The organism is Citrobacter sp. wls615, from assembly GCF_005281355.1.
GTDB lineage: Bacteria > Pseudomonadota > Gammaproteobacteria > Enterobacterales > Enterobacteriaceae > Citrobacter > Citrobacter werkmanii.
The window spans coordinates 21,042-31,042 of the sequence record NZ_SZXM01000063.1; the positions used below are offsets into that span (position 1 = coordinate 21,042).

Consider the following 10,001-nt stretch of genomic DNA (forward strand, 5'->3'; position numbering starts at 1 on the left):
GTATTTGGTTTAATATTGATCAATATACCTCTATATAATTAGAATAAATAGCATAAATATCCATTTATATTATATTCGCGAATCTATATTTTATTATTTGAATAATATATAGCATGTTATTTCTTATTACAGTCAGGGTAATTATTAATCTGATGAAAAACGGAAGAAAGACACAGGATCGCTCCCGTCGCGGGTGTCGCCCAAAGAGCGACCTGCAGAGCGCGCCCCTTATCTGGCTTCCCACCGAACGTTAAGGTTATAATCCCTACAACGATTTTATTGGATTAGAAGCGACGATGACAAAACTTACCCTACAAGAACAGATGCTTAAGGCAGGTCTGGTCAGCAGTAAAAAAATGGCAAAAGTGCAGAGAACGGCGAAAAAATCGCGCGTTCAGGCTCGTGAAGCCAGAGAGGCGGTGGAAGAGAATAAAAAAGCACAGGTCGAACGTGATAAGCTGCTCAGCGAGCAGCAAAAGCAGGCTGCGCTGTCTAAAGAGTATAAAGCACAGATCAAGCAACTTATTGAAATGAACAAAATCACCATTACTCGTGGCGATATTGGTTACAACTTCACTGATAATAATCTGATCAAAAAAGTCTATGTTGATAAAGTGACCCAATCACAGTTGATCAAGGGCCGCCTGGCCATTGCGCGTCTGACGGCTGAAAGCAGTAGCGATAGCGAATATGCCATCATTCCGGCTGTCGTCGCCGATAAAATTGCCCAGCGCGATGCAAACTATATCGTATTAAATTGCGAGCTGAGCCAGGAAGCGAAGGACGAAGACGATCCGTATGCTGATTTTGTCATCCCTGATGATTTGATGTGGTAAGAAAACAAACAGATAATTCAAACTTCCGTCGCGTATTTCGGTGAACGCCAACGCTACCACCGAAATATCATTGACGTCACCTCTGCCCAATCCTGTCAGCTAAAACTTATAATGTTCTTTGCTCAGCCCGTATTTTCTCATGCGTAAATACAGTTTTTTACGCGGGATTTGTAAATACTCCGCCACTTCATTAATGCGCCCCTGATGAATATTTAACGCCTCGGTAATAATCTGCCGCTCGTACTCCTCCACCCGGCGATCGAGCGGCGTCGGTTCAGGCATATGCAGCTGCGGATTTGCGGTTTCAGCCAGCGGAAGTAGCCCAACGGCAAAAAGCTCAGCGGCGTTCGCCAGTTCCCGAACATTACTTAGCCACACGCGGCGCCGCATGCCTTTCAGGAGTTCCCCTTCAACGTCAGGTACAGGATGATTCAGGCGCAGACAGGCTTTCTGCAGATAATGGCGAAACAATGGCTCAATATCATCGGGACGCTGCGACAACGACTGACAAGCGATTTGCGTCATCGCGAAACAGTAATAGAGTTCGGCCACAATTTGGTTAGTTGCCGCCAGTTCCACCAGCGATGTGGCGCCAATACCGATCAAGCGAAACGGACGCCTCTCCTGGCTTTGCAGGTGCACCAGTTGGTGCTGCTGTTCGCGCGTCAGGCATTCAATATGGCTCAGGACCAGCGTACCGCCTTGCGCCTGGGCAATAAGATCATTGAGTTGTCCCGCATTCACGGGCGTCAGCTCACCGCGGATAAACGGTCCCTCGGTGCTGCGCCCGAGCTGATGCAAATAACGGGCTCCCGTCATACGCCCCGTTCCCGCCTCACCATAAAACCAGACGGCGATATCCGTTTCCGCCAGTTGCTGCAGACGCTGACGGTACTGATTGACCCAGTCACTGTAACCGATCAGCTCAACCTGCAGCTTTTGCTGACAATAGTGGCGACGCGCAATCACGGATTTTCGCTGACGCAACGCATCTTCTACCAACAACAGCAGTTTGCCGGGGTCGACCGGTTTTTGCAGAAAATCCCATGCCCCTTTCTTCACCGCTTCCACGGCCATCGGGACGTCGCCATGCCCGGTGATCAACAGGATCGGCAGCTGATTATCATCCTGATGAAACAATGTCATTAGATCGATTCCATTGCAGCCAGGCATACACACGTCGCTCAGGACAATCCCCGGCCAGTCGGCCTGGAGCCAATTTCGGGCGTCAAAAGGGTTACTGCATGCGTATACACGATAACCCTCTTGTTCAAGCAACAGCGTGTAAGCGTCGAGAACATCAGCATCGTCATCAATCAGCAAAACAGCATATTCATCACACAACATCGTTTACATCCGTCAGATTAAATTCCAGCACGACGCAGGCATTCCGCCCCGGCGTCGAGGCCAGGCGCAGCTCGCCGTTCATTTGCGTCATTAACGATACACAAATCGATAAACCAATACCGAGACCCACATCCTTACTGGTGGTAAACGGCTTTAATAGTGATGGCAACAACGCGCCTGGCCAGCCGGGGCCGTTATCACAGACTAAGACGCACAATCGGCGGCCCTCGATCTGCCAGTGAACCTCTATTTTCGCGGCAGCCGGACAGGCATCCAGCGCATTTGCCAGTATGTTTACCAGTACCTGCTGAATACGCACTTCATCACCTGCCACCCACACGCTTTGAGCAGGCAGCGTCAGCGTGCCCTGCTGCTTATGGCGCATAGCCAGCAGTTCCCAGGCAGCAGTAAACGTTTGTCGTAGATCGACCGGATGTAAAGGCGCGCCCGGCTCCGCTCGGCGCGCAAACTGACGCAGTGAACGGATAATGGCATCGATGCGGGTAATCAGCCCCTCTGCTTTGGTTAACGTGCTTCTGGCCTGAGCGGATTGCCCCTGCTCAATTGCCTTTCCCGCCGTAAACAGGTACATCGACAGCGCATTCAGCGGTTGATTAATTTCGTGCGCCAGAGTGGTCATGGTCTGGCCAACCACCGCCAGTTTAGCCGTCTGGATCAGCTCATCCTGCATAGCCCGGAGATCGGACTCAATCTCCTTACGCTCTGCCACCTCCTGCTCCAGCTGATTTTTTTGCGCATTCAACTGGCCCAGGGTATGGCGCAGCAAGCCCGCGATACGCCCCAATTCATCGCGCCCATAAACCGGGATCGTGGCATCCGTTCGGCCAAGACCAATTTGCACCACGGCCTGGTTGAGCGCGGTAAAACGCTTCACCAGTCGGGAACGAATGAAGTAGTGGTTAAGTCCCCAGGCGAGAAGGAGCGCCAGCAGCGTCGCCAACAGAATAAGTCCGCCACTGACGCGAACAATTTGTTCCAGCCGCTGGTTAAACATCTGCATTTGCTGATGACTACTTCCCAGTTGCGCTTCAAGCAGCGTTCGAAAGCGCCCGAGCGTTGCCTCTCTGGCATGGTTGGCATCAATGAGCGCCTTTTGCGCAGCGACATAATCGCGCATCGTGTCGGGCATTTTATTTTTCATCATCCCGATTTCCAGCAGCTCATCAATGGTTTGCCGCAGGGTGATGGTACTGGGCCAGTCATCGAGGGTACGGATATTTTCATCGGCGGTTTTCTTCAGATTTTCCAGGTAGCGGATATGGTTCTCCACCAGCATCCCGTCGTCGCTGCCCGACTTCAGTTCATTAAGCCTGTCGCGTAAATCATCGACGATCTGATTTTCAATTCTTGCCAGGGTGTAAACCTGCTGCTGCTCGTTTTGCACCTCTCTGGCACGTTTGAGATACAGCGCCGCATCGCCACTTTTTGCCTCGATTTGATCCAATAACGTCCCCTGCTGCCAGGTAAAATCCTGCACCAGTGAATTCAGCTCAGTGTTAAAATCATCATGTAGCCAGTCGATGCGTGCGGAGAGTTCACTCACTTTTTCACGCACGAGGAACATGTTGTAGAGCACCCGATCCAGTTCCGCCATCAGCGCCCGGCTGTCCTGCAAAATCACCGCCAGTTGCTGTTGTTCTGCGGGTTGTAGCCCCCGGCTCAGTGCCTCGATTTTATCCAGATGCGAGATTATCTGATTGCGCAGTTGCAGCCTCACCGTCGTATTGGGGGCCAGCAGGAATTCATTAAGCTGGTCCACAACCAGGTTAAGATTGCCTTCAATCAAAAAAGCGGAATGCACGCGCGGGAAGTAATCATCAAGCGAATAGCGTATCTGCGAGCTCTGCTCGTGCCATGAGTACAAACTGACGCAGCTTACGCTCAACGTCAGTAATGCGCCCGTCAGAAAGGCTCCCCGCAGGCTGCTGCTAATGTTGAGCTGCCGCAGGCGTTGCAGTATCGATCCACCTTTCATTTTAATTCTTCCAGTTTTGCTATCGCCTGACGTTGATTTTTAAGAAACCAAAGCTGCCACTCCATCATCTGCTGTTCGGCAAAGCTTTTGTTATCGAACTGAGCAAGCCAGGCCTCATCTTCACTACGCCTGGCATCTATCGGGACGCTGGTCAGTAAGGCTCTGATTTCGGGTAACGGGCGTTTCAGGCGCGCTTCCGCACTGTATAGCGCCCGCCAGGCATCTTTCAGCTGTGCCAGACGAAAACTGATGGCGGTATCAAACATCCGCTGCACCAGCCGCTGCCGCTTAAGGATCAGCCGATAATTAAGCGCAGGCTGGTTCATCAACATCGCCTGTTGAGCGGCCCGTGGGTTATCTGACGCGAGCTGGGTAACCGGATATTTTCCCGTATTCGCATCCGCAAGGATCCGCTGTCCTTCCGGACTTAATAAGTAGCGGATAAAACGACGCGCTTCACTGGCGTGCTGGCTGTTCTTGAGCACGGCAACATAGGTTGGCGACACTGCCGAGCGTGGAAAATAGCTAAAGGCCAGATGCGGATCGTTGAGCAACAGGTTGGCATAGTTATCAATGACCGGCCCGGCAACGCCAAGACCGCTCTTAATTTTGTCGGCGACGCCAAAACTGCGTGATGAAATCGTCACCAGATTACCGGCGCTCGCTAATAGCGTCACCCAGCCCTCTTCCCATCCTTTTTGCTGCAACAGCGACTCAACCATCAGATGGTTGGTATCGGAACGAGACGGACTACTCATCAACAACGCATTCTGGTATTTAGGCTGCGTTAAATCCGCCCAGTCAGCAGGAGGTGAAAGGTGTCGCGCCGCCAGCGCAGAACGGTTAATTAGCAGGCCAAAACCGGATATCGCCACGGCCACGGAGGTCGAGCGAATAGACTCAGGCACCAGCCTCTGGCTTTCCGGCAGCGCATTTTCAAAGGGCGCCAGCTTCTGATGCTCCTGAAGATGCTGTAACAGCATGGGCGATGAGGTCAAAATGAGATCAACATTTTCCGCATTCGCGGTATCAAGCAGTTGTTCCAGCGAGCTGCTGGTCCGGTTTAATGTGCGAATCATCACCGACCCCGGCTGCGTCTGCCAGCGCTGGATAATCCAGGCCGTGGCTCCGGGGGAAAAGGTTGTGGCCATCACCAGCTCTTTACCCAAAGCCTGGCTACTCGCCGACAGCGACATGAAACAGAGCGAGATTGCCCAAAAACGCCGCCAACAGAAAAGTCTGTTTGTGATCCCGTTCATAAATACCAACATGTGCAAAAAATAATATTGAGACAAAACTTACCCGTTTATCACGACAGGAGAGAAGAATAAGGTTATTCGCAAAATAACCATACGGAAAGTGACCACATCAACAAAGAATACCCGAAAACACAGTCTGAATTTGTTAATATCCGCACATGCCAGCAATAAAACCTCGCGCAAAAGAACAGAAATAAAATGCCATTATTTAAAAAGAGTCAAAATCTGCCGCGCCATCGATAAAATGAGTCAATAGTGACACATTTCATCGACTTGAGTTTATCTCCTGCCTATTTCACTCTGCACCACGAAAACTCCTGATATTCACATCAATATAAATTTAGGTGATGATATGTTATCAATATTTAAGGCAGGGCCAGCGGCAAATAAAGTCCCGGCGGAGAAAGTCCAGGAAACTTATGGTCGCTACCGCATTCAGGCATTACTCAGCGTATTCCTGGGCTATCTTGCGTACTATATTGTGCGCAATAACTTCACGCTCTCAACGCCTTATCTGAAGGAACATCTGGATCTCAGCGCCACGCAGATCGGTTTACTCAGTAGTTGTATGCTTATCGCCTATGGGATCAGTAAAGGCATTATGAGCAGCCTGGCAGACAAAGCCAGCCCCAAAGTCTTTATGGCATGCGGTTTAATTCTGTGCGCTATCGTAAACGTGGGTTTAGGATTCAGTACCGGATTCTGGATTTTTGCCGCGCTGGTTGTCTTCAATGGCTTGTTCCAGGGGATGGGCGTCGGCCCTTCATTTATTACTATTGCCAACTGGTTCCCGCGTAAAGAACGTGGACGCGTTGGCGCGTTCTGGAATATCTCACATAATGTCGGTGGTGGTATTGTTGCCCCGATCGTTGGTGCCGCCTTTGCCATTTTGGGAAGTGAACACTGGCAAAGCGCCAGCTATATTGTTCCGGCCGGCGTTGCCGTACTGTTTGCAGTTATCGTGCTGATGCTGGGGAAAGGCTCACCACGCCAGGAAGGTTTACCGGCTCTGGAACAAATGATGCCGGAAGAGAAAGTTGTATTAAATACCCAACACGCTGTCCAGGCGCCAGAAAATATGAGCGCCTTCCAGATTTTCTGCACCTATGTCCTGCGTAATAAAAATGCCTGGTATGTTTCACTGGTAGATGTCTTTGTCTATATGGTGCGTTTTGGCATGATTAGCTGGTTGCCAATTTATCTGTTAACCGAAAAACATTTCTCGAAAGAGGAAATGAGCGTCGCGTTTTTGTTTTTCGAATGGGCGGCAATTCCTTCCACATTACTGGCGGGTTGGCTTACCGATAAACTGTTTAAAGGCCGCCGCATGCCATTGGCAATGATTTGTATGGCACTGATTTTCGTCTGTCTGATCGGCTACTGGAAAAGCGAATCGCTGTTGATGGTGACTATTTTTGCCGCCATCGTTGGCTGCCTGATTTATGTTCCTCAGTTCCTGGCCTCCGTTCAGACCATGGAAATCGTACCCAGCTTCGCAGTGGGTTCCGCAGTAGGATTACGCGGATTTATAAGCTACATTTTTGGCGCATCATTGGGTACCAGCCTGTTTGGCGTAATGGTCGACAAAATGGGATGGCATGGCGGTTTCTATCTGCTGATGGGGGGAATTGTCTGTTGCATCCTGTTCTGCTACCTCTCTCATCGCGGGGCGCTGGAACTTGAGCAACAGCGGAAAAATGCTCAGCAAGAAGAAGCATCACTCCAGTTGGCTGACGCCCGTTAATCGATTCCAGTCTCGCAAAAAGTGCCAGCGCTGCTGGCACTTCCCTACGCTCAGCTAAATAAATCTCTAACCGTGATAATTCATTTCCAATCGTAACGTGCCAGATTATTGCCTGCCGTCCCCCACCATAAAGCGAATGATCAAACCGCATGTCGGGGCAAGAAAAAGGAATAATCCGGTTACCATTTCGTTACCATTAGTCAACCGCATAGTGAAAACGTAAATTAAAGCCGTGAGTATGCCCATGCCGATAAAAGCGCTTATTGACGCCGCCGCGCCCATTACCTGCCAGATGTAGCAACTGACGCTCAGAATGCTCAATGCGAGAAAGATCCAAAAATAGAGCATTGCGATACCTCCTGTTTGCCGTAAAACTTTACGTAAGTCCTTACACTCCCTTGATTTTATATTCTAAGACAATTCCCATTAGTTCGCAATTTAAGCAACATTTACGTTACAAAAATCACTCATCTGCTTACTATTTAGATATTCACCTGGAGTTTATTTATTCATCATAAAAACAATGAATTATATATAGGCTTTTTTTGTTCTTAATCGCCCCAAAAATATTTACGAAACTTGAGTAATTATTTCTGGCTGACATTAATCTTCGGGTGTACATTGTGCGTCCGATCATTCATGCCCCTCGTGGTTTTGTCCTGACTCAGTTTTACACTCTTTGCAGGAACCAATGTCGTTTATGGCGGCCTAACGATCTGTGCAGAGTGTAACGCGCCAGACCCAGCGTCTTCGCGATACATCTATTTCGTATCAACAACAGGTGCTTATGTTTCCCCAATGTAAATTTTCACGCGCGTTTTTGCATCCGCGCTATTGGCTCACGTGGTTTGGCGTCGGTGTGCTCTGGTTACTGGTACAACTTCCCTATCCCGTATTATGTTTTCTTGGTACCCGTACAGGAACACTGGCTCGCCCATTTTTAAAGCGCCGTGAATCTATTGCACGTAAAAACCTCGAACTCTGTTTCCCCAATCTGTCGCAGGAAGAAAGAGACAAACTGGTCGATGAGAACTTCCGTTCACTCGGTATGGGACTGCTTGAAACAGGCATGGCCTGGTTCTGGCCGGATCACCGGGTTCGCAAATGGTTTGATGTAGAAGGGTTAGACAACCTGAAACGCGCCCAGATTGAAGGCCGTGGCGTGATGGTTGTTGGCGTACATTTTATGTCGCTCGAATTAGGTGGCCGCGTAATGGGGCTTTGCCAGCCGATGATGGCAACCTATCGCCCGCACAACAATAAGTTGATGGAGTGGATCCAAACCCGCGGTCGTATGCGTTCCAACAAAGCCATGATCGGCAGAAATAATCTGCGTGGCATTGTCGGCGCCCTGAAAAAAGGGGAAGCGGTATGGTTTGCTCCCGATCAGGACTACGGCCGTAAAGGAAGCTCGTTCGCGCCCTTCTTCGCTGTCAAAAACGTGGCAACCACCAATGGTACTTACGTGCTGTCACGACTATCAGGCGCAGCGATGCTGACCGTAACCATGGTGAGAAAAGCAGATAACTCAGGTTACCGCCTGTTTATCACACCACAAATGGAAGGTTACCCGGCAGATGAAAGCCAGGCTGCGGCTTATATGAATAAAATTATCGAAAAAGAGATCATGCGCGCGCCCGAGCAGTATCTCTGGATCCACCGTCGCTTCAAAACCCGCCCCATGGGTGAAGCCTCGTTATATATCTAAAAAGAAAGGCCTTACGGCCTTTCTTTTTGTCTGTGGCTGAATTACTTAACGCCCCACTCGTTCTGTAGTTCAGCCATGCGCTCATTGTAGTTACGAGCAATACAGGCTGGTTTATCCTGCTCTTTCCAGCACTCGTTTCGTCCTTTAACCCAGCCGCGCTGCTCAGCTTTCAGCGTTGGGTTATTTTTCGATTTAACCAACGCCTGTTTGTAGACCCCGTTCAACTTAACATCCAGCGCGGAGAGTGATGGACTCTGGCAAATAACCTCTTCAATACTTCCCTTTGCCACCGCTGAGCAAGAGAAAGAAGGACCGCTGTAGGTCGATTTTTCCCCCGGAGCGTAGTCAATATTGTCTTCAGGCTGACAAATTCCGTGCTTACGATTAGGTCCTGTCCATGAAACTTCCGGGTTGCCGTCATCTTTACGGGAGATGGAAAGCGTATTTTTCCCGCTTTTGGCTTCCCAGTAGTTGTCATTGAAGCTCTTTACGGTTGCCTTTGAGCCATCAATCCAAACGTTGCCTTTACCATCACTATTCACACCACCAATACTTGCGCAGCTGAAATTAAACGCCAACGGAGAGGCCGCCATCGACGCCACTGGCGTAAGAACGAGTGCTAACATCATTAATCTGGTCATTTTTAACCTTTTCATTATTGAATTCCGCGAAAAATTAACCGTATTCATATTATGGTGATATGAGAATTATCCGACTAATCATTACGTCGCTCAATAGCAATTTATTACCGGCAGAAATTAAACTGTCGCCGAATCACGACACTTGTAAGTTATTAAAATTAAATAGAAAAATGCCTCTTGTCTCACCTCATTTTTAGGCGTACATTAGCGCCGTCTGGAGCACTAAAGCTCAGAATTCTGAGGTGATGCAGCCAGGCAAACGAGGGATATTCTCCATTTCGTTTGCGCGTGCATCAGCTCTCTGTCAGGTAAGCATATGTTCATTCAGACGTACCCAGGTACGCGGAGAGATGAAAAGTGAAATATTTCTTTATGGGCATTTCTTTTATGGTCATCGTTTGGGCCGGTACGTTCGCCCTGATGATCTAAATAAAAGACGCAGCAATAAATATCCTCCGGCATAGCCGGAG

Annotated in this window: 9 protein-coding genes; 4 read left to right on the plus strand and 5 right to left on the minus strand. The window is 49.4% G+C overall.

The features are described 5' to 3' along the window. The first annotated feature begins 296 nt into the window (after nucleotides 1-296). Nucleotides 297-836 carry a DUF2058 domain-containing protein gene (locus FDX04_RS17605; protein ID WP_079223254.1) on the plus strand — a complete coding sequence of 180 codons (540 nt, stop codon included), beginning with the start codon at nucleotides 297-299 and terminating at the stop codon, nucleotides 834-836. Nucleotides 837-935: 99 nt separating this feature from the next. On the opposite strand, the gene pgtA is transcribed toward FDX04_RS17605, so the two are convergent. The 3 genes from pgtA to pgtC are packed head-to-tail and all read right to left on the minus strand — an operon-like array spanning nucleotide 936 to nucleotide 5,369. Beyond that, nucleotides 936-2,183 carry a two-component system response regulator PgtA gene (gene pgtA, locus FDX04_RS17610; protein WP_137360981.1) on the minus strand — a complete coding sequence of 416 codons (1,248 nt, stop codon included), beginning with the start codon at nucleotides 2,181-2,183 and terminating at the stop codon, nucleotides 936-938. After that, complete coding sequence (gene pgtB / locus FDX04_RS17615; RefSeq protein ID WP_170972933.1) at nucleotides 2,173-4,164, minus strand: two-component system sensor histidine kinase PgtB; 1,992 nt, start codon at nucleotides 4,162-4,164, stop codon at nucleotides 2,173-2,175. The genes pgtA and pgtB overlap by 11 nt, the downstream gene beginning before the upstream one ends. 11 nt (nucleotides 4,165-4,175) lie before the next feature. Then, complete coding sequence (gene pgtC, locus FDX04_RS17620) at nucleotides 4,176-5,369, minus strand: phosphoglycerate transport regulator PgtC (RefSeq protein ID WP_371415445.1); 1,194 nt, start codon at nucleotides 5,367-5,369, stop codon at nucleotides 4,176-4,178. 421 nt (nucleotides 5,370-5,790) lie between these two features. Between pgtC and pgtP the strand changes: the two genes are divergently transcribed. Next, nucleotides 5,791-7,182, plus strand: coding sequence for a phosphoglycerate transporter PgtP (pgtP, locus tag FDX04_RS17625; RefSeq protein ID WP_137371287.1), 1,392 nt, complete (start codon nucleotides 5,791-5,793; stop codon nucleotides 7,180-7,182). Nucleotides 7,183-7,287: 105 nt separating this feature from the next. On the opposite strand, the gene FDX04_RS17630 is transcribed toward pgtP, so the two are convergent. After that, complete coding sequence (locus tag FDX04_RS17630; protein ID WP_042306990.1) at nucleotides 7,288-7,530, minus strand: DUF2545 family protein; 243 nt, start codon at nucleotides 7,528-7,530, stop codon at nucleotides 7,288-7,290. Nucleotides 7,531-7,969: 439 nt separating this feature from the next. Here FDX04_RS17630 and lpxP point away from each other — a divergent pair, with 439 nt between their 5' ends. Next, complete coding sequence (lpxP, locus tag FDX04_RS17635) at nucleotides 7,970-8,890, plus strand: kdo(2)-lipid IV(A) palmitoleoyltransferase (protein ID WP_137360985.1); 921 nt, start codon at nucleotides 7,970-7,972, stop codon at nucleotides 8,888-8,890. Between the two features lie 41 nt (nucleotides 8,891-8,931). Here the strand turns inward: lpxP and FDX04_RS17640 are convergent, their stop codons facing one another. Next, nucleotides 8,932-9,546 carry a lysozyme inhibitor LprI family protein gene (locus FDX04_RS17640; protein ID WP_137350009.1) on the minus strand — a complete coding sequence of 205 codons (615 nt, stop codon included), beginning with the start codon at nucleotides 9,544-9,546 and terminating at the stop codon, nucleotides 8,932-8,934. Nucleotides 9,547-9,888: 342 nt separating this feature from the next. Here FDX04_RS17640 and ypdK point away from each other — a divergent pair, with 342 nt between their 5' ends. Continuing rightward, nucleotides 9,889-9,960, plus strand: a complete 72-nt coding sequence (gene ypdK, locus FDX04_RS17645) for a membrane protein YpdK (RefSeq protein ID WP_010723117.1) — start codon at nucleotides 9,889-9,891, stop codon at nucleotides 9,958-9,960. Nucleotides 9,961-10,001 lie beyond the last annotated feature (41 nt).

What these genes read in the sequence shown, in the direction of transcription:
- FDX04_RS17605 (WP_079223254.1), top strand. Translation starts at nt 297, where the DNA reads ATGACAAAACTTACCCTACAAGAACAGATGCTTAAGGCAGGTCTGGTC.
- pgtA (WP_137360981.1), bottom strand. Translation starts at nt 2,183, where the DNA reads ATGTTGTGTGATGAATATGCTGTTTTGCTGATTGATGACGATGCTGAT.
- pgtP (WP_137371287.1), top strand. Translation starts at nt 5,791, where the DNA reads ATGTTATCAATATTTAAGGCAGGGCCAGCGGCAAATAAAGTCCCGGCG.
- FDX04_RS17630 (WP_042306990.1), bottom strand. Translation starts at nt 7,530, where the DNA reads ATGCTCTATTTTTGGATCTTTCTCGCATTGAGCATTCTGAGCGTCAGT.
- lpxP (WP_137360985.1), top strand. Translation starts at nt 7,970, where the DNA reads ATGTTTCCCCAATGTAAATTTTCACGCGCGTTTTTGCATCCGCGCTAT.
- FDX04_RS17640 (WP_137350009.1), bottom strand. Translation starts at nt 9,546, where the DNA reads ATGAAAAGGTTAAAAATGACCAGATTAATGATGTTAGCACTCGTTCTT.